This is a genomic window from Gordonia aichiensis NBRC 108223 (assembly GCF_000332975.1).
Taxonomy (GTDB): domain Bacteria; phylum Actinomycetota; class Actinomycetes; order Mycobacteriales; family Mycobacteriaceae; genus Gordonia; species Gordonia aichiensis.
In genome coordinates this window covers 46,751-73,235 of the sequence record NZ_BANR01000010.1, presented here as the reverse complement: position 1 = coordinate 73,235, position 26,485 = coordinate 46,751, and the positions used below count along the sequence as shown (strand labels likewise).

28 protein-coding genes and 1 riboswitch are annotated in these 26,485 nt (G+C 65.0%); of the genes, 14 read left to right on the top strand and 14 right to left on the bottom strand.

What is annotated here, in order from left to right; translation table 11 throughout:
* The first annotated feature begins 100 nt into the window (after positions 1 to 100).
* Entirely contained in the window at positions 101 to 871 is a 771-nt protein-coding gene (locus GOACH_RS12095) for a DUF4352 domain-containing protein (RefSeq protein WP_005174951.1), read from the top strand.
* A 142-nt stretch (positions 872 to 1,013) separates the two neighbouring features.
* Here GOACH_RS12095 and greA read toward each other — a convergent pair whose 3' ends face one another.
* The 3 genes from greA to GOACH_RS12080 form a co-directional block, all read right to left on the bottom strand.
* Positions 1,014 to 1,505 (bottom strand): transcription elongation factor GreA, encoded by a 492-nt coding sequence (gene greA, locus GOACH_RS12090; RefSeq protein WP_005174949.1) that lies wholly within the window; start codon positions 1,503 to 1,505, stop codon positions 1,014 to 1,016.
* 220 nt (positions 1,506 to 1,725) lie between these two features.
* Positions 1,726 to 2,475 carry a queuosine precursor transporter gene (locus tag GOACH_RS12085; RefSeq protein ID WP_005174948.1) on the bottom strand — a complete coding sequence of 250 codons (750 nt, stop codon included), beginning with the start codon at positions 2,473 to 2,475 and terminating at the stop codon, positions 1,726 to 1,728.
* Between the two features lie 62 nt (positions 2,476 to 2,537).
* Positions 2,538 to 3,011: a DUF4307 domain-containing protein gene (locus GOACH_RS12080; RefSeq protein ID WP_005174946.1), complete on the bottom strand. Its 474-nt coding sequence runs from the start codon at positions 3,009 to 3,011 to the stop codon at positions 2,538 to 2,540.
* A gap of 84 nt (positions 3,012 to 3,095) precedes the next feature.
* On the opposite strand from GOACH_RS12080, the gene mca reads away from it, so the two are divergent.
* Genes mca through GOACH_RS12065 form a run of 3 tightly spaced genes read left to right on the top strand, consistent with a single transcriptional unit; the run spans position 3,096 to position 6,347 of the window.
* The gene (gene mca, locus GOACH_RS12075; protein WP_245551889.1) at positions 3,096 to 3,983 is read left to right on the top strand and encodes a mycothiol conjugate amidase Mca; all 888 of its coding nucleotides are present in this window, start codon (positions 3,096 to 3,098) and stop codon (positions 3,981 to 3,983) included.
* Entirely contained in the window at positions 3,980 to 4,300 is a 321-nt protein-coding gene (locus tag GOACH_RS12070) for a hypothetical protein (protein ID WP_005174943.1), read from the top strand. The genes mca and GOACH_RS12070 overlap by 4 nt, the downstream gene beginning before the upstream one ends.
* Before the next feature lie 49 nt (positions 4,301 to 4,349).
* A complete protein-coding gene (locus GOACH_RS12065; protein WP_005174942.1) occupies positions 4,350 to 6,347 on the top strand; it encodes a thioredoxin domain-containing protein in 1,998 nt (665 codons plus the stop codon).
* Between the two features lie 13 nt (positions 6,348 to 6,360).
* On the opposite strand, the gene GOACH_RS12060 is transcribed toward GOACH_RS12065, so the two are convergent.
* Positions 6,361 to 6,963 carry a TetR/AcrR family transcriptional regulator gene (locus GOACH_RS12060; protein WP_040518556.1) on the bottom strand — a complete coding sequence of 201 codons (603 nt, stop codon included), beginning with the start codon at positions 6,961 to 6,963 and terminating at the stop codon, positions 6,361 to 6,363.
* Between the two features lie 59 nt (positions 6,964 to 7,022).
* On the opposite strand from GOACH_RS12060, the gene GOACH_RS12055 reads away from it, so the two are divergent.
* Entirely contained in the window at positions 7,023 to 7,460 is a 438-nt protein-coding gene (locus GOACH_RS12055; RefSeq protein ID WP_005174937.1) for a DUF4345 domain-containing protein, read from the top strand.
* A gap of 158 nt (positions 7,461 to 7,618) precedes the next feature.
* Here the strand turns inward: GOACH_RS12055 and GOACH_RS12050 are convergent, their stop codons facing one another.
* The 3 genes from GOACH_RS12050 to rocD form a co-directional block, all read right to left on the bottom strand.
* Positions 7,619 to 8,251, bottom strand: a complete 633-nt coding sequence (locus GOACH_RS12050) for a histidine phosphatase family protein (RefSeq protein ID WP_005174936.1) — start codon at positions 8,249 to 8,251, stop codon at positions 7,619 to 7,621.
* 73 nt (positions 8,252 to 8,324) lie between these two features.
* The gene (locus GOACH_RS12045) at positions 8,325 to 9,050 is read right to left on the bottom strand and encodes an ASCH domain-containing protein (protein WP_005174934.1); all 726 of its coding nucleotides are present in this window, start codon (positions 9,048 to 9,050) and stop codon (positions 8,325 to 8,327) included.
* A gap of 79 nt (positions 9,051 to 9,129) precedes the next feature.
* The gene (gene rocD, locus GOACH_RS24505; RefSeq protein ID WP_005174931.1) at positions 9,130 to 11,199 is read right to left on the bottom strand and encodes an ornithine--oxo-acid transaminase; all 2,070 of its coding nucleotides are present in this window, start codon (positions 11,197 to 11,199) and stop codon (positions 9,130 to 9,132) included.
* A gap of 97 nt (positions 11,200 to 11,296) precedes the next feature.
* Here rocD and GOACH_RS12035 point away from each other — a divergent pair, with 97 nt between their 5' ends.
* The 3 genes from GOACH_RS12035 (at position 11,297) to GOACH_RS12025 (ending at position 13,615) form a co-directional block, all read left to right on the top strand.
* Positions 11,297 to 11,743 (top strand): Lrp/AsnC family transcriptional regulator, encoded by a 447-nt coding sequence (locus GOACH_RS12035; RefSeq protein ID WP_039993353.1) that lies wholly within the window; start codon positions 11,297 to 11,299, stop codon positions 11,741 to 11,743.
* Between the two features lie 271 nt (positions 11,744 to 12,014).
* Positions 12,015 to 13,130, top strand: coding sequence for a 3-deoxy-7-phosphoheptulonate synthase (locus GOACH_RS12030; protein ID WP_005174923.1), 1,116 nt, complete (start codon positions 12,015 to 12,017; stop codon positions 13,128 to 13,130).
* 77 nt (positions 13,131 to 13,207) lie between these two features.
* A complete protein-coding gene (locus GOACH_RS12025) occupies positions 13,208 to 13,615 on the top strand; it encodes a helix-turn-helix domain-containing protein (RefSeq protein ID WP_005174922.1) in 408 nt (135 codons plus the stop codon).
* A 32-nt stretch (positions 13,616 to 13,647) separates the two neighbouring features.
* Here GOACH_RS12025 and GOACH_RS12020 read toward each other — a convergent pair whose 3' ends face one another.
* The 3 genes from GOACH_RS12020 to GOACH_RS12010 all read right to left on the bottom strand — a co-directional run bounded on the left by GOACH_RS12020 (position 13,648) and on the right by GOACH_RS12010 (position 16,612).
* Positions 13,648 to 14,250, bottom strand: coding sequence for a ClpP family protease (locus tag GOACH_RS12020; RefSeq protein WP_005174921.1), 603 nt, complete (start codon positions 14,248 to 14,250; stop codon positions 13,648 to 13,650).
* Positions 14,247 to 14,864 (bottom strand): ClpP family protease, encoded by a 618-nt coding sequence (locus tag GOACH_RS12015; RefSeq protein ID WP_005174920.1) that lies wholly within the window; start codon positions 14,862 to 14,864, stop codon positions 14,247 to 14,249. Before GOACH_RS12015 ends, GOACH_RS12020 begins: the two co-directional genes overlap by 4 nt.
* A gap of 107 nt (positions 14,865 to 14,971) precedes the next feature.
* The gene (locus GOACH_RS12010) at positions 14,972 to 16,612 is read right to left on the bottom strand and encodes an alkaline phosphatase D family protein (protein WP_005174919.1); all 1,641 of its coding nucleotides are present in this window, start codon (positions 16,610 to 16,612) and stop codon (positions 14,972 to 14,974) included.
* Positions 16,613 to 16,726: 114 nt separating this feature from the next.
* Positions 16,727 to 16,935: riboswitch (cobalamin riboswitch) on the top strand.
* A gap of 115 nt (positions 16,936 to 17,050) precedes the next feature.
* Here GOACH_RS12010 and GOACH_RS12005 point away from each other — a divergent pair.
* Genes GOACH_RS12005 through GOACH_RS11995 form a run of 3 tightly spaced genes read left to right on the top strand, consistent with a single transcriptional unit; the run spans position 17,051 to position 19,931 of the window.
* A complete protein-coding gene (locus GOACH_RS12005; RefSeq protein WP_005174917.1) occupies positions 17,051 to 18,112 on the top strand; it encodes a FecCD family ABC transporter permease in 1,062 nt (353 codons plus the stop codon).
* The gene (locus GOACH_RS12000) at positions 18,109 to 18,909 is read left to right on the top strand and encodes an ABC transporter ATP-binding protein (RefSeq protein ID WP_005174916.1); all 801 of its coding nucleotides are present in this window, start codon (positions 18,109 to 18,111) and stop codon (positions 18,907 to 18,909) included. Before GOACH_RS12005 ends, GOACH_RS12000 begins: the two co-directional genes overlap by 4 nt.
* Positions 18,906 to 19,931, top strand: coding sequence for an ABC transporter substrate-binding protein (locus GOACH_RS11995; RefSeq protein WP_005174915.1), 1,026 nt, complete (start codon positions 18,906 to 18,908; stop codon positions 19,929 to 19,931). The genes GOACH_RS12000 and GOACH_RS11995 overlap by 4 nt, the downstream gene beginning before the upstream one ends.
* 40 nt (positions 19,932 to 19,971) lie before the next feature.
* Here the strand turns inward: GOACH_RS11995 and trhA are convergent, their stop codons facing one another.
* The 3 genes from trhA to GOACH_RS11980 are packed head-to-tail and all read right to left on the bottom strand — an operon-like array spanning position 19,972 to position 22,165.
* A complete protein-coding gene (trhA, locus tag GOACH_RS11990; protein ID WP_005174914.1) occupies positions 19,972 to 20,640 on the bottom strand; it encodes a PAQR family membrane homeostasis protein TrhA in 669 nt (222 codons plus the stop codon).
* Between the two features lie 36 nt (positions 20,641 to 20,676).
* On the bottom strand, positions 20,677 to 21,693 hold the full coding sequence (locus GOACH_RS11985; protein WP_005174913.1) for a TIGR03617 family F420-dependent LLM class oxidoreductase: 1,017 nt from the start codon (positions 21,691 to 21,693) through the stop codon (positions 20,677 to 20,679).
* 31 nt (positions 21,694 to 21,724) lie between these two features.
* Positions 21,725 to 22,165: a MarR family winged helix-turn-helix transcriptional regulator gene (locus GOACH_RS11980; RefSeq protein WP_005174912.1), complete on the bottom strand. Its 441-nt coding sequence runs from the start codon at positions 22,163 to 22,165 to the stop codon at positions 21,725 to 21,727.
* Positions 22,166 to 22,239: 74 nt separating this feature from the next.
* On the opposite strand from GOACH_RS11980, the gene GOACH_RS11975 reads away from it, so the two are divergent.
* Both GOACH_RS11975 and GOACH_RS11970 read left to right on the top strand, forming a co-directional pair.
* Positions 22,240 to 23,307: an ABC-2 transporter permease gene (locus GOACH_RS11975; RefSeq protein WP_005174911.1), complete on the top strand. Its 1,068-nt coding sequence runs from the start codon at positions 22,240 to 22,242 to the stop codon at positions 23,305 to 23,307.
* 40 nt (positions 23,308 to 23,347) lie between these two features.
* A complete protein-coding gene (locus tag GOACH_RS11970) occupies positions 23,348 to 24,130 on the top strand; it encodes an isoprenyl transferase (RefSeq protein ID WP_040518502.1) in 783 nt (260 codons plus the stop codon).
* On the opposite strand, the gene pdxR is transcribed toward GOACH_RS11970, so the two are convergent.
* Positions 24,097 to 25,584 carry a MocR-like pyridoxine biosynthesis transcription factor PdxR gene (gene pdxR / locus GOACH_RS11965; protein WP_005174909.1) on the bottom strand — a complete coding sequence of 496 codons (1,488 nt, stop codon included), beginning with the start codon at positions 25,582 to 25,584 and terminating at the stop codon, positions 24,097 to 24,099. The two genes, GOACH_RS11970 and pdxR, sit on opposite strands and share 34 nt — an antisense overlap.
* A 132-nt stretch (positions 25,585 to 25,716) precedes the next feature.
* Between pdxR and GOACH_RS11960 the strand changes: the two genes are divergently transcribed.
* The gene (locus GOACH_RS11960) at positions 25,717 to 26,481 is read left to right on the top strand and encodes an SDR family oxidoreductase (protein WP_005174908.1); all 765 of its coding nucleotides are present in this window, start codon (positions 25,717 to 25,719) and stop codon (positions 26,479 to 26,481) included.
* Positions 26,482 to 26,485 lie beyond the last annotated feature (4 nt).

Here is a 26,485-nt window from a genome sequence, read left to right as displayed (position 1 = left end):
GATCGTTCGGACGACCCAGCGCGGGGCCGTTTTTGTCGGAGTCGCTCCCTAGAGTCCCTTTCGTCGCCGAACGTACGGCGTCGTGAACGAAGGAAGACCAATGACAAACCCCCCGAACGCGCCGCACCCCGGCGCATCCCACCCGGGCGCATCCCACCCCGGCTCGTGGCAGCCTCCTGTGGATCAGTCGCAGTACGCCGGTAGCGGACAGCAGTACGCCGGTGCGCCGAATACGGTGCCGCAGTACGGCTTCCCTCCCGCGGCACCCGGTGCGCAGCCGCCCAACCAGCCGCCGAAGAAGCGCCGCAAGTGGCCGTGGGTCCTCGGTGCACTGGTGGTGCTCATCGTGATCATCGTCGCGGTGTCCGGTGGCGGCTCGGACTCGGATTCGTCGTCGAGTTCGACGTCCGGTGGCTCGTCGCAGCAGGGTGCCGACGAGCAGAACTCCGACTCGGGCAAGGGCAATGATGTTGCAGGACTGAACACCCCGGTGCGCGACGGCAAGTTCGAGTTCGTGGTGACGGGGGTCGAGAAGGGGTTGTCGAGTGTTGGTGACAATCCCTACCTGACCGAGCAGGCGCAGGGGCAGTTCGTGATCGTTTCGATGACGGTGCAGAACACGAGCAAGGAGCCGAAGAGTTTCTCGCCGACGGAGCAGAAGCTCGTCGACGATCAGCGGCGCAGCTTCGAGCCGAGCACCTCGGCGCAGATCGCGCTCGGCGGTTCCGATATTCCGGTGTGGGACAACATCAATCCGGGGAACACGGTCAACGCCAAGATCGTCTTCGACATGCCCAAGGACGCGAACCCGGCAACACTAGAACTGCACGACTCGATGCTCTCGGGCGGCGTGAAGGTCTCACTCACCTGATCAGAACCCGCGGGGTTGCGTAAACGAAAGGTTGCTGTGAGCTGCGGAATTCGCAGCCCACAGCAACCTTGTCATTGCTGGACCCTGAGATGTCGTGGCCCTGCGTTGTCGCGGACCAGACGTGCTGTGGTCTCGTCGAGGATCAGCCGTGGTACGGCTCGGCCTTGACGAGTGTCACCTTGACCACCGAGCCGTTGGGGACGGTGTATTCGCGGGTGTCGCCGACCTTGGCGTCGATCAACGCGGAACCGAGCGGTGAACTCGGCGAGTAGGTTTCGAGCTTGCCGGCCTGCGCCTCTTCGCGAGTGGCGATGAGGAAGGTCTCCTCGTCGCTCTTGTCGCCGTCGTAGTAGACAGTGACGACGGAGCCGGGAAGTGCGACGCCCGACTGCGTCGGGGCTTCGCCGACCTTGGCGTTGTTGAGTAGCTCCTGGAGCTGTCGGATACGCGCTTCCTGCTGACCCTGTTCCTCGCGTGCTGCGTGGTAGCCGCCGTTCTCCTTGAGGTCGCCCTCTTCGCGACGCTCGTTGATCTCGGCAGCAATGACCGGACGGTTGGCGATCAGAGAGTCGAGCTCGCTCTTGAGGCGGTCGTGCGACTCCTGGGTCAGCCAGGTCACCTGGGTGTCGGTCATCGGTCACTCCTTTGTGTTGTCCGCTCCCCGGCAATGTCTGAACCGGGGCATAGTCCCGACTCGGGACACATGGACTGCTTCAAATGCTTGGTCTGCTCGCATGCGTCGTGCACTCACGTGCGTTGTCGTCGACATGCGGGCCTGCTCTAAATGCAGCAACACGACCCCTCGCGGAGCCGTGTATCAGGCAAGGATACCAAATCCGGACGGATGTGGCACATCACACGTCGGGTGCGTTGACCTCGGCGAGTGCCTGCTGGTAGCTGGGTTCGGCCCGCTTCAGCCACGCGACCACGGCGTAAGTGATCGGCATGACGAGGATTTCGACGAGCGTTTTCCAAATGAATCCGACGGCGGTGTAATTGACGAAGTCGCCCCAGGTCGAAATTCCGAGTGCGGACGCTGCAATCGAACAGAATACGACGGTGTCTGCGAGTTCTCCGACAACGGTCGAGCCGAGCAGGCGTGCCCACAGGCGCTTCTCACCTGCGCGCTGCTTCATCTTGACGAGGACGAACGAGTTGAGGAACTCGCCGGCGAGGTAGCCGGCCAAGCCTGCGAGCAGGAACTGCGGGACCACACCCGCGACGCGGGTGAACGCCTCTTGGCCGTCGTAGAAATCGGCTGCGGGCAGATGGATGGTGGCCCAGAAGCACAGGGAGGCCAGGAGCAGGACGGCGAAGCCTGCGAGGATCGTGCGACGCATCGCCTTGAAGCCGTAGACCTCGCTGATCACGTCGCCGAGCACGTACGCCAGCGGGAACAGGTAGAACGCGCCGTCGGTGACCAGGCCGTTCATGTGGATGGGGCCGACGTCGAGGTGCAGCCAGCTGTCGAACAGCACCACTCCCTTGGTGCCGGTGATGTTGCTGATGAGCATGACGCCGATGAACAGGGCCACCAGTGCGGGAAAGTAGGGGCTGCTCAGCCGGGCGAAGACTGCTCTGTCGGGTGTGCGGGATGCGGTCACCGACGTCGAGCCGTCCTGAGTCCGCCTGTCGCGGCCCCGATCGTCACGGGGAGGTGCCCCGCTCACGATGCCGTCGACGTCAGGTACGTGGGCACGTCGGTGCTGCAGCCGAACACCTCACCTATCACGGGTGGTCCGGATGTCTTGACGACGGTGCGCAGGCCCTCCTGCTGGGTGCCGGGTGGTACCAGCACCTCGCGCCGGCCCGCTTCGGAGCCGTCCTTGACACGGGCCCGGACCACGCAGGCCACGGGCCGCGTGGGGTCCTTACGGGTGACGGTATAGAGCACGGCCACCGACGAATTGTCGAGGATCTCGTAGCCGGTGGCCTGTCCGCTGACGTCGGGATCGGCGAACTTGTTGTACCCGATAGCGGCGAGGATCACACCGATGATGACCACGGCGACGGCCGATGCGATGAACCACAGGCGGCGACTGCGTGCCGACTGTGCGACGGGATAGGTGGCACGGGGTCCGCTCTGTGGCTGTTTGTGCAGGTCGGGTTCCTGCGGCGTGCCCCCGTCTGAACTGTTCACGGCTCAATACCTACCATGAGAGGAGTACGTATCCGAAGGCGAGGAACCGTGACCGAATCGCGCACGCAGGGCGGCTACCGTCTCATGGCGGTGCACGCCCACCCCGACGATGAGTCGAGCAAGGGCGCGGCCACATCGGCCAAGTACGCCGCCGAGGGCAACGAGGTCCTCATCGTCACCCTGACCGGTGGTGAGCGCGGCGACATCCTGAACCCGGCGATGGATCGACCGGGGATCAAAGAGCGGATGAGCGAGGTCCGCAAAGAAGAGATGGCGAAGGCCGCCGCAGCGCTCGGCGTCGAACAGACGTGGCTTGGCTTCGTCGACTCGGGCCTCCCCGAAGGCGACCCGCTACCTCCGCTACCGGAGGGGTCTTTTGCGACGCTGCCGGTCGAAGTTCCGACCGAGAAGCTCGTCGCGCTCGTCCGGAAGTTCCGCCCGCACGTGATGATCACCTACGACGAGCACGGTGGGTACCCGCACCCCGACCACATCATGTGCCACAAGGTATCGGTTGCGGCGTTCGAGGCGGCGGGTGATCCTGCGGCATTTCCCGACGCGGGTGAACCGTGGACGGTCTCGAAGCTGTACTACACGCACGGCTTCATCCGTGATCGTATGGTGCTGTTCTCCGAAGAGTTCGAGAAGAACGGCCAGGAGAGTCCCTTCGCCGACTGGTTGTCGAAGTGGGACCCGAGCCGCGGCGATCTGATGGGTCGTGTGACAACGCAGGTCGAGTGCGCGGAGTACTTCCCGCAACGCGACGATGCGCTGCGAGCCCATGCGACTCAGATAGACCCGAACGGCATGTTCTTCGCGGTCCCACTGGAGTGGCAGGAAAGGCTCTGGCCGACCGAGGAGTACGAGTTGGCGCAGACGCGGGTGACCACCGCGATTCCGGAAACAGACCTGTTCACAGGTGTATCGCTCGACGACGAAACCGTCGGGGTTGGGGAGCAGGCGACATCATGACGTTCTCGACAATCGCGGTGCTCGCCGCGCAACAACCACAGGGACCCGAGTTCGGCAAGGCGTCGCCGATCGGTCTACTGGTGATCGTTGTGCTGCTCATCGGTACCGCCCTGCTCATCCGATCGATGAACAAGCAACTCCGGAGGCTGCCGAAGTCGTTCGACGCCAACCATCCCGAGGCCGATCAGGCATTCGACGAGGGCACCGACGCCGCAGGTGCAGGCGTTGCGGAGAGTTCGTCACCCGAGGACGGAGTGTCGGTCACGGCGGATACGAACGCCGACCACGACAGTCGACGGGAATCCGACCACCCCTGACCCGATCGGCTGCACCACCCAACGACTCGCGCGACGGAGTGAACCGCATATGCCGAATCATCTGAGCGAATCGTCGAGTCCCTACCTGCGGCAGCACGCCGACAATCCCGTCGAGTGGCACGAGTGGAGCGACGCAGCCCTCGATGAGGCCGTCCGCCGCGACGTCCCGATTCTGCTGTCGGTGGGTTATGCGGCGTGCCACTGGTGTCATGTCATGGCCCACGAATCCTTCGAAGACACTGACACCGCAGCCCAGATGAACCGCGACTTCGTCTGCATCAAGGTCGACCGCGAGGAACGACCCGACATCGACGCGATCTATATGAACGCAACGGTCGCAATGACGCGGCAGGGTGGCTGGCCGATGACGTGCTTCCTGACACCATCGGGCGATCCCTTCTACTGCGGCACATACTTCCCCGACACCCCGCGGGGAGGTATGCCCTCATTTCGGCAGATTCTGACGGCCGTGACCGAAGCATGGACCATGCGCCGCAGCGAGATCGAATCGATGGGCTCGCGTGTCCGGGAGGCGTTGTCCGACGCCGCGTCGGCGCTTCCGAGCGGCGGAGTCGCCGTCGACGAGCGTCTGCTCGACTACGCAGTTGCCGGCGCGCTCGGTGACGAAGACGGGACCGCGGGAGGATTCGGGGGCGCGCCGAAGTTCCCACCGTCCGCACTGCTCGAAGGGCTGTTACGCCACTACGAACGCACGAGCGACGCCGCGCCGCTGCAGTCGGTCATGCGCACCGCCGACGCGATGGCTCGGGGTGGAATCTACGACCAACTCGGCGGTGGGTTCGCGCGATACGCGGTCGACAACGACTGGGTGGTACCGCATTTCGAGAAGATGCTCTACGACAACGCCCAACTGCTCCGGGTCTACGGACATCTGTCGCGGATTGTCGACGACTCGCTGCCCACTCGGATCGCGGAAGAGATCGTCGAGTTCCTCCTGCGGGATCTGCGCGTCGCCGGTGGCTTTGCCTCGTCGCTCGACGCCGACGCCGCGGGGATCGAAGGGTCGACCTACGTGTGGACCCCAGACCAACTGCGGGACGTACTCGGAGACGACGACGGTGGCTGGGCCGCAGCGCTTTTCGGCGTAACAGATGCCGGCACCTTCGAGCACGGCACGTCGACGCTGCAACTGCGCACAGACCCCGACGACCCCGAGCGATACGCCGACATCCGGCGACGACTGCTCGCCGCGCGCGCCGGACGACCACAGCCTGCGCGCGACGACAAGGTCGTGACGAGTTGGAACGCCATGGCGGTGACCGCACTCGCCGAGCTGGGTGCGGCGTCGGGACGCGAGGACTGGGTCGACCTCGCCGTCGAGGTGCTCACCGAGCTCGACGACAATCATCTCGTCGACGGCGAACTGCGACGGTCGTCGCTCGGTGGTGTGGTCGGTGCTCCGGTCGCAGCGCTCGACGATCACGCCGCGCTGGTCACGGCGATGTTGACCGTCTATCAGGTCACGGGTGACAAGCACTGGTGTGAGCAGGGTCTGACCCTTCTGGATTCGACGATCACCACGTTCGTCGACCCTGACGAGCGTGGGGCATGGTTCGACGCCGCGCCGGGGACACTCATCGCGCGACCCCGGGATCCGGTGGACGGGGCGACGCCGTCTGGTGCATCGCTGGTGGCGGAGGCTTTGCTCATCGCATCCACACTCGCGCGCATGGGCCCGGCGACACGGTACGCGGAGATACTCGACGCGACGCTCGCCCGGAGCTCTGTGCTGCTCGCCAAGGTTCCGCGGTCTGCGGGTCACTGGCTGGCCGTCGCGGAAGCCCGGCTGGGCGGCCCGGTCCAGATCGCGGTTGCCGAGGATTCGCACAGTGACGGTGAGTTGGCAAGGGCTGCACGACGACTCGCACCCGGCGGGGCGATCATCGTGGCCGGGGCTCGGGATGGGCAACCACTGCTCGACGGTCGGGGACCGGTTGGCGGGCGTGACGCCGCCTATGTCTGCCGTGGAACCGTGTGCGACCTGCCTACCACTTCCGCCGTCGAGCTGGCGTCGAAGCTGCGGTGAGGGGTCCTGCCGGTCAGCGAGGAGGCCGGGAGAGGTCGACGTAGGTGCCGACGGCGGCGTCGATCACGGACATACACAGCTTATGGTTCTCGGCGCGCGTGATCCGGCCGTCGACGATGCTGCCGACCGAACTCGCGCGGACGAACGCGATCCAACCCGAGAAGGCGACGATCCCCAGTTCTCGCGCATGTCCCTGTGCCCCAGCAGCGTCGAGAAAGGCGTTGCACAAGCTGTGCATGTCGCGCTCGATCGGGCCGCGAACCGCCGGATCGGCAGAAATCGAACTGCGATTGGCGATCATGACGAGCGCCAGATGCTCGTCGTAGAAGTCGAGGTAGGCGTCCAGCGCCGCACTGATACGGTCACGCACGGTCGGCGCTGAGAGCGTCGATACCTTGTGGCGTAGATCCGAGTGTGCCGCCTCCCAGACCGCGCCGAAAAACTCTGCCTTGGTAGGGAAGTAGTGATACATCAGCCGACGAGTGACGCCTGCCTGTGCTGCGATCTCGGCCATCGAGAGAGCCTCGAAGTCGGAGGTGGAGCTGAACGCGCGCATCCCGACGTCGAGTAGATCAGCTCGCCGAGCTTCGGGTGTCATGCGTTGTCGCGTCGGCATGGATTGATCGTAGATGGTTGACCGGATCACGTCCGGGGCCTAACCTTTCGTTATTACACATGAGTGAAATAGGGGTCGCCGTGGTGAAGGTATACCGGGTCTGGTTGGTCATGTTCGGGCTCGTTGTGGCCGGGATCGCGGTAGCCCACCTCTTCGGCGGGCAGACGACCTACATCGGTGGGGGATCAGTCAATGCGACGATGGATTCTGACCTGCGGTTCTACAACGTCCTGTTCTTGGCGTACGGATGCGTGTTCATCTGGACGGCACGGGACCTTCGAACGTATGCCACGCTGATCAATATGCTGGGGCTGCTGTTCTTTCTCGGCGGTGTGGCGCGGCTTCTCGCCTGGATGGCGAGTGGAGCTCCCAGCGTCTTCTACCAGCTGATGATTCCCGTCGAATTGGTCATTCCCGTTATCCACTGGGCCGTGTTGCGAACTTTTCGACAAGCGGATCAGTCGAACGCCGACGTGGCCGCAACTCCGTCGTCGTAGCCGAGAGTCGCTGCGAGACAGCGGATATCGGGGTCGAAAGGGGTGTCACCCGAGAGCGGCAACCGCACTCCCGGACTCCTCCAGAGCGGCGAGGACGCCCGTCATCCAGCCGATTCCGAGCAATCCGCAGGCCCCGAGCACCAGCGCGCTCGAGGTGGTCACAACGACGTACGGCGTGGCCGGGCGCCTTCGGGGCCGCGCAGTTCGACGAGACGTCGGTCGCCCGCGTGGTCGCTGAGCAGTGCGCTGCCGGCGGGACGCAGGTCGATGTTGGCGCCCTGACTGATGGGCCATCCGAGGAACCTGCAGATGAACGAACGCGAGAAATGACCATGCGAGACGACGATGACGTCGGATTTCGCGAAGCGTTCTTCGACGTGGTCGACGGCGGAGTCGACACGCGTGGTCATCTGCGACACCGATTCGCCGTTGCGACCGCCGCCGGTCCAGATTGTCCAGTCGGGGTCGTACTGCTGGTGAATCTGAGCTCGGGTGAGCCCCTCGTAGTCGCCGTAGTCCCACTCGGCGAACAGTTCGCTCGTCTCGTCGACGTGCAACCCGGCCAGTTCCGCCGTCCGCTGGGCACGTTTGCGGGGAGACGCCATTACCCAGGGATTGGTCAGGCCCGCACGGTTCTCTATGCCCTTCAACGCTCGCGCATCCTCCTCGCCCTTGGGTGTCAGATCGATGTCGGTGCGACCGGTGTGCCGGTCGGTCAGCGACCACTCGGTCTGACCGTGGCGGATCAGGAGCACGTGGTGGGTGGCGTCGTCGTGCGGAGAGTCGCTCATCGCTCCGATGCTAATGGCGAAGGCGGATTCACCGCACGCCTATCGGAGTCTGGTAGGCGCCCGAATCAGTTGGTCACGCGCCCGGTTCTGTGAGCAGTTCGTAAGACACCACATCGACAACGTCCGATCCGGACAGACCGGGGTAGTGCTGGTCGAGTGCTCGGTGGAGGTCACCGAGGCTGTCGAAACCGTCTTTTCGGGCGTCGGTCTCGGTGAGCGTACTTCGCGGGACGGAACGCACCTGAGTGATCGTGGCGTCGACGACGACTGTTTTGCCGTCTGTCTTCTCGAAAACGATCTCGGCGGGGCCCGGTCGGAAAGGATCGTCGACGCGAATCGTCTGGCGTTTCGTGCCCGACCGGATCATCTGCTCGTAGCCCTCCCACATGTAGAGCCGCTGGCGGCGTTCGGCGTCACGCCAGTCGTAGGCAAAGGGGAGGAGTTCCCGCGCTGTGCGCGTCGCCAGCCCGTTGGGTTCGCGGATCACGAACTGGATGTGAGGTGAGATATCGAAGAAGACCTGACGACACTTCCCACAGGGCGCGATCACTGCGCGAGTCGGGCCATAGGCGGCGGCAACGGCAACGATGGGGTCGGCGGGATGGGCTGAGGCGTGGTTGGACAGCGCCGCGACTTCTCCGCAGGGCCCGCCAAGGAAATGAAACGTATTCAGGCCGAGTGTGATCTGTCCGGATTCGGTCAGTACGCCACCTGCAACGGTGTGGTCGTCTCCATCGTTCCAACGCGCGGCATGCTCGATGGTCGTCCTGGTGAGTGTTCGCAACCTTTCGGAGAGCATGCTTGTCAAGGTAGCAACGTTGCTCTGTATTGCTGTCGACACGCCTCATTGCGGCAGCGTGCGGGACGACGGGACGGACTCAATCCCGCAATGCGAGCGCGAATCTGTCCGTCAGCCAATCGATCTCGTCGTGTGTCACGACGAGAGGCGGAGCGAGGCGGATCGTCGAATCGTGGGTGTCTTTGGCGAGTACGCCACATGCTGCGAGTCGGAGGCAGAACTGCTTGCCGGTTCCGAGGTCGGGGTCGATGTCGATGCCTGCCCACAGCCCCTTACCGCGGACGGCGACGACGCCGTGTCCGACGAACTCGCGAAGACGTCTGTGCAGGTGCTCGCCGAGTTCGGCAGCACGTGCCTGCCAGGTGCCCTCGGCGAGCATCTTTACCACCGTGTGTCCGACTGCTGCCGCAAGCGGGTTCCCGCCGAACGTCGAACCGTGTTGTCCGGGACGCAGGACGCCGAGCACCTCGCGGTCGGCCACGACGGCCGACACCGGAAGTACACCGCCGCCGAGCGCCTTTCCGAGCGCGTACACGTCGGGCACCACGTTCCAGTGCTCGCACGCGAATGTCCTACCGGTGCGGCCCAACCCGGACTGGATCTCGTCGGCGATCATCAGCACGTTGCTCTCGGTGCAGAGGCGCCGAACCGCGGGCAGATAGTTGTCGGGTGGGACGATGATCCCGGCCTCGCCCTGGATGGGCTCGATCAAGACGGCAACGGTGTCGTCGTCGATGGCATCGGCCAGCGCGGCGGCGTCTCCGAAGGGGACGCGGGTGAACCCCGGTGTGAACGGGCCGAAGCCGCCCCGGGCGTCCTCGTCGTCGCTGAAGCTCACGATGCTGATCGTGCGCCCGTGGAAGTTGCCTCCCGCGACGATGATGTTCGCTTCGCCCGGCGCGACGCCCTTGACGTCGTAGCCCCACTTGCGCGCGACCTTGAGCGCGGATTCGACCGCCTCGGCACCGGTGTTCATCGGCAGCACCATGTCTTTGCCGCAGAGTTGGGCGAGCGCAGCACAGAACGGTTCGAGGGTGTCGGACCCGAACGCGCGGCTGGTGAGAGTCACGCGATCCAGTTGTGCGATTGCGGCCGCGACGATCTCGGGATTGCGGTGACCGAAGTTGACCGCGGAGTACGCACCGAGGGCGTCAAGAAAATGTCTGCCCTCGACATCGGTGATCCACGCTCCCTCTGCTGTCGCAGCCGTGACCGGGAGTGGTGAGTAGTTGTGCGCCACATGGGTTTCGGCGAGAGAATGCATGACCTGCTTGGCAGTGTCGGTCATCTTGTCGTCGCCGTCTGCGGGCATTCGCAATTCGAGCGTGCAGCATTTCACGCCGCCACCGCCCTTGAGGAGTTCGGACAGGTCGACGGTGATGGGCTCGAAGTTGGCATCGCGCAGTCGTGCCTCGAGTCCCGGTGCGGCATCGGTCATCACCACGTGGCGCCCGTCCGAGACCAGATTGAGGCCCAAAACGACGGCGTCTGCCTCCGTGGCGATGATCGCGTCGGGGTACAACTCGGCGAGGACGGCGCGCGAAGCGGGCGAGAAGGCTTCCGGGAAGTACGCGACCGTGTCGTCGTCGAGCACGCCGAGCGCGGTGTCGAGGTGGTAGAAGCGCGGATCGACCAATTCGAGACCGATGACCGGCAGGCCGGTGATGGCTGCGACCTCGGCGTGGGTGTCGGGGTGGGTGCGGAAGCCGAAACCTGCCAGGATGCGCCGACCGACGAGCAGGAAGTCTCCCTCGCCCTCCTGCACACCGACGGTCTCATGCACAGCGTCGACGCCGCAGGTGTGCAACCATGCCGTGTAGTGCTCGCCTTCCGGTGCGCGCTCGGGGTGCAGGAAGCGCGCAGCCACGGCCTTTCCGTCGACGACGAATCCGCCGTTGGCCGCGTACACCATGTCGGGAAGATCCGGCTGAGCGTCGACGAGCGTCACGGAGTGGCCGAGGGATTCGTAGGTCGCCCGCAGCGACTCCCACTGGGCCATGGCCCGCGCGGTGTCAACGGGGATCGAGGGGTCCATCCAGGGGTTGATCGAGTAGCTGACCGTGTAGTGGGAAGGAGGGGTCATCGCATAGCTACGGATGCGTGGTGTGCGCTCGGTGGGCGCAATGAACCGAGGACTCGTCAGCGTCATATTTCGACGGTATCGTCGGCCTGTGGCGCAAACAATCGACGCGAGTTGCACATATGGTTAAGAAATATCTATTGGTGGGTGGCAGAGGGTGGAAAAGTTGCGCCAGATAGACGAGCTCGACGAGAAGGTGCTCGAATGCCTCGCCCGTGACGCGCGGGCGACGTATGCACAGATCGGGGACGAGGTCGGTTTGTCGGCGCCGGCGGTCAAGCGTCGAGTCGATCGGCTCGTCGATGAAGGCGTCATCAAAGGGTTCACGACCGTCATCGATTCGACGGCGATGCAATGGACTACAGAGGCGTATGTGCAGGTCTTTTGCCGCGGCAACATCTCACCGGAGGAACTGGCCGCTGCGTGGGAGCCGATCCACGAGGTGGTCAGTGCTGCGACCATCACCGGCCAGGCCGACGCGATCCTGCGTGTGATGGCCCGCGATGTGCACCACCTCGAGCATGCGCTCGAGCGCATCAGACAGGCGGGACCGGTGGACCGGAGCGAGTCGATCATCGTGCTGAGTCAGCTGATCGACCGGGGGCATCCGTGAGCGCCGAGCAGCGATGTTCTCCCGCATTCGGTGGACCCGTGCTAACCTCGTCAGCGTGACCAGCAACGTACGCGCCTATTGGCGTTTCTTTATCGAGGCTCCGGGTGAGCCTGCGATGAAGCGCTGAATCTGCGTCGCACGTCAACAAACCCGGAGCCCGAGCAGTGACCACATGGTCGCTGCTTTTCTCATGTCAGGGGCCTCCGACGACAATCAAGCGGGTGTCCCAGACGTAGAGGACAGGCCACCACCCCGCGAAAGGCAACACGAAGTGACCACCCTGCCCGACCTGACCGCCGCATCGCTGCACGGAACCGATTCCGCCTCGGAGTCGACGTCGGATCGTCGTATCAGGTCGTTCCGGTCCATTCCCTCGCCGGACACCATCCGCGCAGAGCTCCCGCTGACCGCCCGACGCGCACTTCGCGTCCAGGCCGACCGCGACGAGATCGCCGCGATCCTCGACGGACGTGACGATCGGCTGCTCGTCGTCGTCGGCCCCTGCTCCGTACACGACCCCATCGCCGCACTCGACTACGCACGACGGCTGGCGCCGCTGGCCGACGACTACGCCGATCGGCTGAAGATCGTCATGCGCGTCTACTTCGAGAAGCCACGCACCACCGTGGGCTGGAAGGGGCTGATCAACGATCCGGGCATGGACGGAACGTTCGACGTCGAGCGCGGGTTGCGCACCGCGCGGTCGTTGTTGCTCGACATCATCGACCTCGGGCTCCCCGTCGGATGTGAGTTCCTCGAACCGACGAGCCCGCAGTACATCGCCGACGCTGTCGCGTGGGGCGCCATCGGTGCACGAACCACCGAGTCGCAGGTGCATCGTCAGCTCGCGTCCGGTCTGTCGATGCCGATAGGTTTCAAGAACGGCACCGACGGCAACGTCCAGGTCGCGATCGACGGCGTGAATGCTGCAGCCGCACAACATGTGTTCTTCGGGGTCGACGACTTCGGGCACGGCGCGCTCGTCGAATCGGCGGGCAACGACGACTGCCACATCATCCTGCGCGGCGGGACGAACGGACCGAACTTCGACGACGAATCCGTGGCATCTGCCGTTGCCGCACTCGACAAGGCGGGTCTGCCCGCGCGCGTCATGATCGATTGCAGTCACGCCAACTCCGGCAAGGATCACGTTCGCCAAGCACAGGTCGCCGCCGAGATCGCGGCGTCGATCCGCACACGTCGTGCCGCGGGGCATCCACCGCGTATCAGCGGTGTGATGCTCGAGAGCTTCCTCGAGGCAGGGGCCCAGTCGATCGATACCGGGTCACCCGACGCCGCGCCCCTCGTGTACGGAAAGTCGGTGACCGACAAGTGCATGGACTGGGAGACCAGCGCCCGAGTACTCGCCGACCTCGCTCGTAGCTGAGGCGCCCGGTACGCGGCTCTTCTGCTCTGAGCAGAAGAGCCGACGGTCGGCTGCGCAGGTGACCTACGCTCGACGGCATGGCACCGACGAACGATTCGCACACCCATCGCGCACCCGAGCCGCTGTGGCGTGAGGTCACCGGCCGCGTGCTGCGCCGACACCGTCACGAGCGCGGTGAGCGACTCATCGAGACCGCGCGGCGCGCGGGAGTGTCGAGCCAGTATCTCTCTGAGATCGAACGCGGTCGCAAAGACGCGTCGTCGGAATTTCTCGCGGCCGTCGCCGGTGCTGTCGGACTGAGTCTGCTCGACCTGGCCCGAGAGGCCGCCGCGGAACTCGCGCGACTCGAGAGCGTCGACACCGCTCGCAAAGCCGGCGCGTTCGGTCCGGTTGCGTTGCGCTCGATCCCGGGTGTTGCGCAACCGATTCGGCCGCGCGCTGCGTTTCGCGAGGGCTTTCGTGGGCCGGTCGCGCTTGCAGCGTGACCGACGCGCTGGCGGCCCTGCGAGTCAGACGATCAGTGCGTGGGTCGTCCGCGCGTGTCGATGACCTGATCGGCGAGGCCGTACTCCACGATCTCTGCTGCACGCAGTACACGGTCTCGGTCAGTGTCGTGTCGCAGCGTCTCGATGTCACGTCCGGTGTGGCGGCTCAGGGCCTGCTCGATCTCTTCACGAATGCGCAGGATCTCCTCGGCGGCGAGGATCAGGTCGGGAATCGTTCCACGCCCTTGGCCGGAGGGCTGATGGAGCAGAACGCGCGCGTGCGGAAGCACTGAGCGCCTGCCCGGTGTCCCGGCGGCGAGCAGCAGCGCCGTCGACGAGAGTGCTTGTCCCACACAGGTGGTGGCGATCGGTGCGTGACAGTACTGCATGGTGTCGTAGAGGGCGAAGGTTGCCGTCACCGACGCTCCGGGTGAGTTGATGTAGATCTCGATGGGTGCGTCGGGGTTGTCGGAGTCCAGGTGCAGGATCTGCGCGATCAGCGCGTTCGCGACCCCGTCGTCGAGTTCGGTACCCAGGTAGAGGATGCGGTCGTCGAGCAATCTGCTGTAGACGTCCATCACGCGCTCACCCTGTGGCGTGCGGGTGATGACGTTGGGAATGGTGTACGTGCTCACGCGTGGCTCACCCCGAAACCTGTTGCAGCGGGACTCAGCGGACGGATCTGAGCGATGTCGGTGACGATGTGGTCGACGAATCCGTAGTCAACGGACTCTGCTGCGGTGAAGACGTGGTCACGGAGCGAATCATCGAAGATCTGCTCGCGCGTCTGCCCGGTCTGCTCGGCGATGATGGTCAGGACGGTGTCGCGGACGTGCCGGAGGTCGTCGGCCTGCAGTTCGATGTCGGGGGCGTACCCGCCGATCCCCGCGGAACCCTGGTGCAGCAGTACCTTCGCGTGTGGTGCGATGAAGCGTTTACCCCTCGTCCCGTTGCACAGGAGGAATTGACCTGCGCTGTATGCCATACCGAGGTTCACAGTGATCACGTCGTTGGGGATCAGCGCCATGACGTCGGTGATCGCGAGCATCGCGGGCACCGAACCACCCGGCGAGTTGATCCAGAGCGCGATGTCGGCGCCGGGATCGTCGTCGGAGAGCATGACGAGTTGTGAGCAGAGCTGGGTGCCGATCTCGTCGTCGAGTGCCGAATCGAGTGTCAGGATGCGTTGTCCGAAGAGGGTTTCGGCAGTGCGCTTACGTAGTGGTAGGTGGTGTTGTTCCTCTGTCATGACTTGATCGTCGGGGGTGGAGAGGTGGACGGCACCCCGATTCCGCTGCGGGCGGTGCCGATCTGCGCTGGGCAGGATCGCGCGGCCCGCAGCAGAGCATCTGCCGCTCAGCTGACGTCGATCACCGGGCGTCCCGACGGAATGGAGATCCGCGCCCTGCGGTGCAGCGGGACATCAGGCGCTGCGATCGAATCGCTCACGCGGTAGTCGGCGTCCCACCTGTCGGCGGTCACCCTGTTGAGGACGTAGCCACGTTGTGCGTTGCCGAAACGTATGTGGGGCGAGGCCGCTTTGAGCTGTCGATCGCTGGCGTCACTGTCTTCACCGTCTGCTCCCGACGCGATAGAGGTCCCGGCGAGTTCGACGCCGACAGTCGGGGAGGGCCGCGAGTACGTCGAACGTAGTTCGGACACCACGTTGCGGTGGATGTCGCCGACGATCGACACCAGGTTCTCGACGCGGCGCTCGCGGGCGCCGTCGAGAACCCTTGCGCGCGAGGCCTCATAGCCGCTCCAGCCGTCCATGCTGACCGCCCGGGCGCCGTCCTTGCGGCGTGCCAGATCGGCGATGGTGGTCTGATGTGCGAGTACGTTCCAGCGTGCCCGGCTCGCGGCGAGCCCCTCGAGTAGCCACTTCTCCTGTGCGGCACCGGTGATGGTGCGCCGCGGATCGGCGGTAGCGGCATTCTGCGCGGTGTCGTTGTCACCGTTTGCCTGGTCGCTGCGGAAGGTTCTGGTGTCGAGAACACTGAATTCGATGAGGTCGCCGTAGCTGAACCTCCGATAGGCGCGCAGATCGTAGAGATCCGGTGTCGTGGTGGGGTGGGGACGCTGAGCGACACGGACCGGAGTGTTCTCCCACCAGGCACGCATCGCCTGGGCGCGACGAGCGAGAAATTCGGGGATCGGTTGATCATCTTCGGGAATCCGTGCGGCCCAGTTGTTGTCGACCTCGTGGTCGTCGAAGATCGTGATGAATGGACTGGCCCGGTGTGCTGCCTGCAGATTCGCGTCGAGCTTGTAGAGGGCGTATCGGTCGCGGTAATCGTCGAGGGTGGCGCACTCACGGTGTGCGGAGGTGGGCGTAGCCCGTGTTCGTCGTCGGCCGCCGTTCGTGGGGATGGGCTTCTCGTAGATGTAGTCGCCGAGGTGGAACACGACGTCGGGCGCATGCGCGGCCATGTCGGCGTACGCGGGGTAGTGTCCATCGGCCCACGACTGGCAGGACGCGAACGCGAATGTCAGTGCACTCAACCGGCTTCCATGGGGTGGTGCGGTACGGGTGCGGCCCGTTGGCGAGATCGAGGCCCCGGCACGGAAACGATAGAAGTAGTCGGCCGCCGGACGCAGACCACGGACGTCGGCATGTACGCTGTGTCCGTTCTCCGGCGTTGCCAGTTCGACGCCGCGCGCCACGACCTGCCTCATCGCGTGGTCTGTGGCGATCTCCCATTCAACAGGTACTGCTCGCATGCCCATCCCACCGGCACGCGTGAGTGGATCGGCTGCCAGGCGTGTCCAGAGCACGATCCCGTCGGGAAGCGGATCTCCCGATGCCACTCCGAGAGTGAACAGTTCGCTGCCGCGCCGAGGCGGTGGCGCCGACGCGGCGTCGGTGGTGAACATCCAGGGAACGGTCGCGATACCCGCGGCGACTCCCGCCCAGGTGAGGAACCGACGTCGGGTGGTGCCTGCGTGCAGGGTCTTGTCGGCGTCGATGCGGAGGTCACGTAGCTGATGGCTCGGCACACCTCACCCGACCAAGAGAGGATGGACGTTGTCCTACTCGCTGTCGGCCTCGCGGTGATGGGATGGTGAAGTTCGCGAAACCGCATGCGCCATATGTCCGATTCGGGGCTGTTGCTACACTGCAGCGGCGTCGGTTCTCCAGCCGAGATCGTCGGTGAGAGCCAAGAGGGAATCTGGTGAGAATCCAGAACTGCCCCGCAGCGGTAATGGAAACGAAGGCGTTCAACAGCACTGGGCCCGCGGCTCGGGAAGCGATCGTCGGTAGGTGGTACATCACGTGCCGTGTCCGAAGTCCGAAGACCTGCCGACGTGGCCGCCGGGCATAGGCGGTCCCATCGGCTTCGCGGGACATGGTCGGTGTTGAACTCGCGCGGTCCTCGTCGACCCCGCGTGGCGACATCTGCCGTACCCGCTCCGGACTGATCAGGAGGGCGGGCTATGTCGACGCGCAGTGCGGACCCTCGCGCTACCTGGGCGCGGCCGGTCTCGGTGGCCATCGTCTGCGGTGTGGCGCTCGTCGTGGCCGCAGCGTGCGGCGTCGCATACGGAACAGTGGGGATCGGCTGGTCAGTATCGCTGCGGATGGTGTGGGCGGCACTCACTGGAGGGTCGGTCTCCTCGGTCGACGCTGCGTCGTACTGGATCGTCGTCGACTCGCGTCTGCCACGGGTGCTGACGGGAGCGCTGGTGGGCGGCGGTTTGGCGGTCGTCGGCGTGATCGTGCAGGCGATGGTGCGCAATCCGCTGGCGGATCCCTACGTGCTCGGAATTTCCTCGGGTGCGTCGGTCGGAGCCACCGCCGTCGTGCTGTTCGGGGTCTTCTCGGGTCTCGGTCTCTATGCGCTGCCGACCGCGGCGTTCCTCGGCGCACTGGTGGCGACGTTGCTCGTCTTCGGGATCGCACAGCGTGGCGGAGGTCTCACACCATTGCGGCTCGTGTTGACGGGAACCGCTCTGGGGTACGGGTTTTCGGCTCTGACCACCGTGCTCATCTTCTTGCGTCCGGTGGGTGATGCCGCGCGGAGTGTGATGTTCTGGCTGCTCGGCAGTCTTGCTGCGGCAACATGGCACTCGGTCGCGCTGGTCGCGGTCGTGGTGGTCATCGGGATAGGTGTGGTCGCATTGAGAGCACGACAACTCAATGCGCTGGCGATGGGCGACGAGGTCGCCGCGTCGCTCGGCATTCGGGCGTCACGGTTTCGGCTCGAGCTCTTCGTCATCGCCGCGCTGATGACGGGGTTCATCGTCTCTGTCTGCGGCGCCATCGGATTCGTCGGCCTCGTCGTGCCGCATGTGACCCGCATGATTGTCGGTGCGGATCACCGCAAGATCATTCTCGTTGCCCCCGTGCTGGGGGCGCTGTTCCTTGTGGTTGCCGATCTGATGGCGCGGATTGTCGTTCCGCCGCAGGAGATTCCGCTCGGGGCGATCACGGCCGCAGTGGGTGTGCCGGTGTTCCTCGGGCTGATGCAACGTCGGCGTACCAGGATCGACTCATGAGTGCGGTCGAGTACGAGTCCGTCACCGTCGAGATCGATCGCACCGTCATCGTTCGGGACGCATCGTTTTCGGTCGACTCCGGAGAGTTCCTCGGCGTGATCGGCCCGAATGGCAGCGGAAAGTCGACCCTGCTTCGATGCGTGTACCGTGCGTTGGCGCCGTCGGGTGGCAGTGTGCGAGTCGACGGCCGAGATGTGCGTGTGGTGAGTATGCGGGACAACGCACGGCGAGTAGCCGCGCTCACCCAATCAACCTCGCTCGACTTCGATTTCACCGCAGCAGAGGTTGTCGCGACGGGACGGCTACCGCACCGCGAACTGGGTGCGGCGGCCCGTGCCCGCGACCGCCAGGTGTGCGCGGCGGCGATGTCGACAGCTGGCGTCGAGATGTTCGCCGATCGCGTGTTCACCACGCTCTCCGGCGGAGAGGCGCAACGCGTACTCATCGCGCGCGCATTCGCGCAGGAGCCCACCGTACTGATCCTCGATGAGCCGACCAATCACCTTGATATCCGCCACCAGTTCGACATCCTCGGTGCGGCGCGCGGACGCGGGGTCACCGTCATTGCGGCGCTGCACGACCTCAACATGGCGGCACAGTACTGCAGCACGCTCGCTGTGGTGCTCGACGGGACGATCGCATGCATCGGGCCGCCGGACGAACTCCTCACCGCGGCGAACATCGCCGAGTGGTACGGCGTTGGTGCATACGTCGTCGCCCACCCCCGCACAGGCGTTCCACAGATCATCTTCGACGACCAAGTCCCCCAAGCCATCTCCGAGGAAGAGCACCCATGACCACGACAGCACTCAGCAGACCGCGCGCATTCGTCGTGTCTACGCTTGCCGCGATGACAGTGGTCTCCGGTTGCGGCGCCGACGTCGAGTCGTCGACTCCCGAATCGTCGGGAGAGCAGGTCACGGTAACCAATTGCGGTGCTCCGCTCACGGTTGGTGGCGTACCCGATCGTGCGCTGACGAACGACACAGGGATCACAGAGCTCATGTTCGCCCTCGGGTTGGGTGACCGGATGGCCGGCTACACCACGTACGAAGGCAAAGAGCGCGATATCGAATCATCCCCGTGGCGAGCAGATTTCGAGAAGACACGATCTCTCGGCACGGCGTTCACCCGGGAGATCATCACCGCTGCGCGGCCCGACTTCGTCTTTGCCGGCTGGAACTACGGGTTCAAGGAATCGACTGGCGTCACCCCCGACTGGGTGCGTTCGACCGGTGCCACGCCGTACCAGCTGACCGAAGCCTGTCGCCAGGCAGGCACCACCAGGCGCGGCGTCGTACGACCTCTCGATGCGTTGTACGCGGACCTGTCGAATCTCGGGCAGATCTTCGGCGTGAGTGATCGGGCCGCGACGCTGGCCGCCGACTATCGCAAGCAGGTCCAGGCGGCGAGTGCGGGGGCGCCTGCGGCGTCTGCAGCGGCCCGGGTCTTTCTCTTCGACAGCGCCGATCCGACGCCGTTCACCGCGGGAAGGAATGCGGCACCGGATCAGATCATCGCCGAAGCCGGTGGGCGAAACATCTTCGGCGATATCGACGACTCGTGGACGTCGGCATCATGGGAGGCGGCTGCGCAGCGCGATCCGCAGGTCATCGTCATCGTCGACTACGGCGCGGGGCCGCAGAACACCGTCGAGGCCAAGATCCGACAACTCGAGTCACAACCGTTGATGGCGCAGACAACCGCTGTCCGAGAGCACCGCTACATCTCGTTTCCGTATGCGGCGCTCGTCGAGGGTCCGCGCAACCCTCAGACCATCACGGACCTTGCCCACTACTTGCGATCGCAGGGGTTCTGAGTGTGTCGTCGGCAGGCGGGCGGTTCGTGGTGAGGCGCCCTCAGGCGGCGACGACCAGCCAGACCGCGACGTAGTGCAGTAGCGCAGCGATGGCCGTACACGCGTGGAAGACCTCGTGGTGGCCGAAGACTCCCGGCCATGGATTCGGCCATCGGACGGCGTAGAGAACCCCGCCGACACTGTAGAAGACCCCGCCGACGGCGAGCAGTATGAGCACGAGCCACCCGACATGCGCGACCAGTGCCGGGGCAACGGCCACGATCACCCAGCCGAGAATCAGATACAACACGACGCCCAGCCAGCGCGGCGCCGCCGGCCACGCGATCTTCAGCACGACACCTGCGAGTGCGCCCACCCAGACGATGCCGAGCACCCACCAGCTCGTCGGAGCAGACAGACCCATCGCGCAGAACGGCGTGTAGGTGCCCGCGATGAACAGGAAGATCATCGAGTGGTCTGCCCGCTTCATGTGGATCTGGGCGCGTAGCGACTTCCAGGCGACGCGGTGATACGACGCGGAGACCGCGAACAAGCCGACGACGCTGATCGCGTACACGGCACAGGCGATCGCGGCCCCGGGGCCGCGTACACATGCCGCACCGATGACCAGGGCGAGGCCTGCGGCGAGCGCGATGAACGCCGACCACTGATGAATGACACCTCGGAATCGAGGTCTGTCGGCGACAGCAGTCACCAGGAGGGGGTTCACGAGGCTACGGTACCGTAACTTTATGTGCGCAGGCTGTTAGGCGAGCGCGTCGATCACGGCTGCGAGATGCTCGACGTCGATGGGCGTCGGCTGGTAGACACACACCTCGTCGACCAGGACGTCGAGATCGCGCAGGGCGTCGAAGGCGTCAATGCGCGCGCGGACACCGCGTGCCACGTCCTCGGCGCTGCCACACGCGGCGATGGTGTGCAGTAGGTCGTCGTCGATCAGCTTGGGCATCTCGCTCCAGCGTCCCTGCTTGGAGAGCGCATTCAGTGCGGGTTGTAGATGTGCTGCCCCGTGCGCTGCGAGGACCGGGCGATAGGCGGGTGTCGATCCGTAGAAGGCGAGTAGACGGCGTGCTGCGGTGTGGTCGTCGCCGACGGACACGATCACCTCGGGTATCACCGTGAAGCCGCGCGGGGAGATGCGCGCTCGTCGGGAGAGGCCGCGTCGAATGTTGGGGATCGTGGTCGAGGCGAGGAAGTCCGCGGTGTTGAACGGCATCACGAGCAGACCATCGGCATAGGTCGCCGTTGCGCGCGTCATCAGCGGTCCGAGTGCACCGACGAACACCGGTGGCCTGCCGAAGGGGTTCGGGCCGGGATCAAACGTCGGCGTCATCAGCGTGTGCCGGTGATAGGTGCCCTCGTAACGCAACGGGGCGCCGGTCTCCCAGGCATCGAAGATTGCGTTGATCGCGCCGACCTTGTCCGCCATGCGGCCGACGGGATCGTCGAATTCCGCGCCGAACCGCTTCTCGATCTGTGGGCGGATCTGGGTACCGAGACCCAGACGGAACCGTCCACCGGACAGGAGTTGGAGATCGTTCGCGGCGTGAGCGAGGTGAATCGGGTTGCGCGGGAAAGCGATCGCAACATTGGTCAGCAGGCGCAGGTCGGGTACCGATGCGGCCACGGCCAGTGGCGTGAACACGTCGTGCGGTCCCTCGAAGGTGAAGACGCCCGACGCTCCCGCCTCGGCCAGTGCCGCGGCGCGTTGTGCCGCGTCGACCGGATCGAACAGTGCCGTCGTGACCGCAACCCGGCTCATTCAGTAACCCCGGCCCATTCAGTGTCCTGACTCATTCGGTATCCGCGTTGTTGTAGCGGCGCAGCAGGGTGGCGAACAATTCGAGATCCTCTGGTGTCCACGACTCGAGCCTGGCCGCGATGGCCTCCCCGCTACGTCGGCGGATGTCGCCGAGAACGTCGACGGCCTCCTGCGTCGGCTCCAGGGCCTGCGATCTCGATGACGTCGATTCCTGCGACCTGCGCAGGAGGCCACGGCGTCGGAGCTCCGCGAGTTGACGGCTGGCTGTGGATTTGTCGATGTTCGCTGCCCGTGCCAACGACGCCGCATTGATCCCCGGATTGTCGGAGATCAGCGCCAGCAGGGAGAACTCGACGAACGTCAGGCCGCCCTCGGCATAGATGTCGCGCGCGCCGTTGCGCAGTCTGCGCGAAAGGGTCACGAGTTCTTGCCCGACCACCTGTGCGGCGTCGTGTTGCCCGGGTGAATCCATAGTTGTATATTACAACCTATCCGTGTTGCATTCTGCAACTATCAGCTGTTCTCCACTAGCCCAGAAGGTAACCGATGTCCGCTGCTCCTACTCACGCGTTGTCAATCAAGACGATCGCGTCACACGTCGCTGTTCCCCTCGTGATCGGTGCCGTCATGGCCCTGGCCTATCTCGGTGGCTTCCACAAGCCCGACCCGCACGACCTACGGGTCGACGTCGTCGGCACCGGAACGTCCACGCAGCTGGTCGCGCAGACGCTCCAGCAGAAGCTCGACGATCACGTGTCGATCCGCACTGTCGCCACACCAGAGGCGGCCCGAGAGGCGATCGAGCACCGCGAGATCGCGGCAGCGTTCGAGCCCGACGCCGAGACCCCCGTGCTGTACGTGTCCACGGCAGCGTCGGACCCCACAGCGGTGACGATCGAACGCATCTTCAACGGCATCACGATTGCGGAGAATCAGCCGTTGAAGATCGTCGATGTCGTGCAGGCCGATCCGCAGCGTGATCCCTCGGGTCAGAGCATCTTCTTCTTCCTGGTGGCGCTCACCGTCGGCTCGTACGGATGCGGTATCGCGATCGCCGTCGCCGCAGGCGGACGCAGGATTCGCGTGCGGCTCGGCTTTGCTGCGGTCTGCTCGGTGATCTCGGCAGCGGTGACCACGGCAATCGCCGTGTGGGTGTTCGATGCGCTCCCGGGTGCGCAATGGCAGATTTTCGGGCTCTCGATCCTGTATGCCCTCGCGACCATGCTGTTCGCGATCGGGTTGCATCCGTTCATCGGCCGGTTCACCACACTGGCCATGGTCACGATCTTCGTGGGGTTGAACTTCACCACCAGCGGCGGTGTCTTCGCGCCCGCTCTGCAACCGAAGTTCTTCGCGGTGCTGCACGATTTCTGGATCGGTGCAGGGTTGAACGAGGCCTCGCGCAATCTGGCCTACTTCCCGGATGTGTCGAACGGCGGTGAGATCGCCAAGATCGTCGGCTGGCTGATTGTCGGCGCGGCGTTGGTCGGGCTCGTCGCCCTGCGCGAGCGTCGCAATGTCGAGGAAGAAGCGCCATTGCCGAGCGGGCGCCATGAGCGCGACCAGCTCACCGACGCCGAGTCGGAAGAACTCGCCGAGGACGTCGTGGCCTGACTCAGTGAACCCTCACCGGTGAGGTCTAATCTGGTTCGCGATGAAACTCCTACCCGATCGCCTGCGTCGGCCGATGCTCTCGGTATACGAGCGTCGGCTGATCCAGCTGACGGACGAGACCCGACTGCCACAGCACGTGGCGATCATCTGCGACGGTAATCGGAGATGGGCGCGAGAGGCCGGCTTCGAGGACGTCAGCCACGGCCATCGGGTGGGCGCCCAGCGCATCGCCGAGATGCTCGAGTGGTGTGCGGAGCTCGGCATCGAGACCGTCACCATCTACCTGTTGTCGACGGAGAATCTGCAACGCGCCTCCGATGAGCTCGATGCGCTGATGGAGATCGTGCCCGACATCGTCGACGAGATCGCCACTCCCGATGGACAGTGGCGGGTTCGGATCGTCGGCACCCTCGATCAACTGCCCGAAGCTGCCGCACAGCGGTTGCGGCAGGCTGCAGAGCGCACACGTGATCGTTCCGGCATGAACGTGAACGTCGCCGTCGGCTACGGGGGCAGGCAGGAGATCGCCGACGCCGTGCGTGCGCTGCTGGTCGAGAAGGCCGAAGCAGGGGCCACGATGCAGGAACTCGTCGATGCGGTCACGGTCGAGGCGATCGACGAGAACCTGTACACCAAGGGGCAACCCGATCCGGACCTGGTCATCAGGACCTCAGGCGAGCAGCGACTGTCGGGTTTCCTGCTGTGGCAGAGCGCGTACTCGGAGATCTGGTTCACCGACGCCTACTGGCCGGAGTTCCGTCGTGTCGATTTCCTGCGTGCGCTGCGCGACTACTCCGCGCGCAGTCGACGCTTCGGCAAATAATCGTCGAGTAGGTCGATCAGCGCGGTCACGTCCTCGTCGAAGGTGGAGACCGACGGTGTGCCGAACCCGACGAGAATTCCCCCGGTCGGCTCGCCGTCGGTGCCGCGGAGTCGTGGCGCATCGCGATGGCGCAACACGTCGAGTCCGCCGAGCGAGAAGCCGCGCTCGTAGGTTGCCGCGAGTACCGACGCCTCGACGTCGAGGGGAACCGGTATCACCGCATGGAGTCCTGCGGCGATACCCAATGTCGCGATTCCGTGTGCGTCCAGGCTCTCGATCAGAACCTGTCTACGCTTCCGGTAGAACTGTCGACTGCTGCGGATGTGCTTGTCGTATGAGCCAGACTCGATCATGTCTGCCAGCGCGAGCTGATCGACGATGCTTGCATCGGGTTCGCGCATTCCCTTGGCCCACATGATCGTCGACACGAGTTGAGGAGGCAGGACGAGCCAGCCGATCCGGACCGACGGTGAGAGGCTTTTGCTGACGGAGCCCGTGTAGATGATCGACTCCGGTGCCAGTGCCTGAAGCGCGCCTACTGGCTCACGGTCATAGCGCAGCTCTCCGTCGTAGTCGTCCTCAATCAGGAAAGTGTCTGTAGCCCTGGCCCATTCGACCAGAGTCGAGCGACGCTTCGGAGCAAGCGACACTCCTACAGGGGACTGGTGGCTTGGCGTGAGCAAGACGGTCTGGGGCTTCGGGTTGAGATCGACCAGCGCGCCGACGTCAGCGCCGTCATGATCGACCGGAATGGCCGACACTGCGGCGCCGTGTCGGGTGAACGCGTCCCGAAAGAAGGGGAGACCGTATGCCTCGACTGCGACTGATTCTTGAAAAAGAGTGCGCGCCAACAACTCCAATCCCGAGAGTACTGATGTGGTCAATACGATCTGGTCGGGGTGCGCACGGACGCCACGTGCACGTGCGAGGTAACCGGCGAGCGCAACGCGTAACTGTTCGCTGCCGTTGGGCAGCGTCGGGCCGAATGCCGCGTCGTCGGCGGTCGAGACGGCACGCCGCATCGACCTGATCCATGCCGACCGCGGGAACTGCGACGTGTTGGGTTGTCCGAGAGAGAAGTCGTGAGCGATGTGTGGTGCGGACACCGCGGTCGCGGGCGGGAGACCTGCGGGACCGGGCGACCCGAAACCTGTCGCGACCGCGGTGCCCGCTCCCTGCCGCGCGGTCAACCAACCTTCTGCGACGAGTTCTGAGTACACCGATGAGACGGTCCCGCGAGCGAGGCCGAGATCTGCGGCCAGTGACCGATAGGGAGGCAGGCGCATGCCGGGGGTGAGGCGCCCGTCCGCGATTGCGCCGCGCAGTTCGTCGGCGAGGCGGGCGCGAAGCTGGGCGCTGCGCCCTCGGGTCGGTGCGTCGGACTCGATCCGCAGGTCGAGGAAGAGATCGGTCCCGAGCCGCTCGGCGACCGCCGACCACGGATCACTCGTCATCGAACGCCTCCCACATTGACATACAACACCGAGACTTGATTGAACCTCATTTCTGAATCAATTGGCTCTAGCGTTGACGGTGTCGATCGAACAGTGGTCCGGCGACGCGACGATTCCTGAGAGGCAGGGCTGATGACGACGGTGGTGTTCGGTGCGAGTGGTGTGCTCGGTGCGCTTCTCTCCGACGAACTCGAACGGCGGGGCGAAACAGTGGTTCGTGCGCAACGGTCGTCGGGAGTCGACGCGTATGCGGGCACCGGTGTGCGCGAGGCGTGCGCTGGTGCCGACACGGTGATCGACTGCACCAACGTGACGACAACGCGCGGCTCGAAGGCCGTTGACTTCTTCTCGACGGTCGCGCGCAACATCGCTGAGGCGGCCACAGCGGCGGCTGCGCAGCGGGTCGTCTGCGTGTCGATCGTCAATGCCGCCGACCGGGCAGTGAACGCGAAATTCGGTTACTACCAGGGCAAGGCGGCGCAGGAGCGGACCTACTCCGACAATGTCGCCGCCGACCATCTGCAGATCATCCGGTCAGCGCAGTGGTACGAACTCGCCGAGCAGATGCTCTCTCGCGCCGCATTCGGCCCCGTCGCCGCCGTGCCGCATATGGTGTGCCGGCCGCTGGCTGCGGCCGACGCAGCAGGATTGATTGTCGACGCCGTGTTGTCCGATGAAGCGTCGGACAGGCAGATCGCGGGACCGCAGGAGCACGATCTCGCCGACCTGGCGCGTGTTGTTGCGCAACGCAACGGGTCACCGAGGTGGGTTGTGGCACTACCTTTCGGCGGCAGTGCGTTTCGCGACGGCGGGCTGATGCCGCGCGGGGTGGTCGACCAGGCCCCGACCACGCTCGACGAGTGGCTCGATGCGACAACGCGCACGAGACACGGCTGAGACG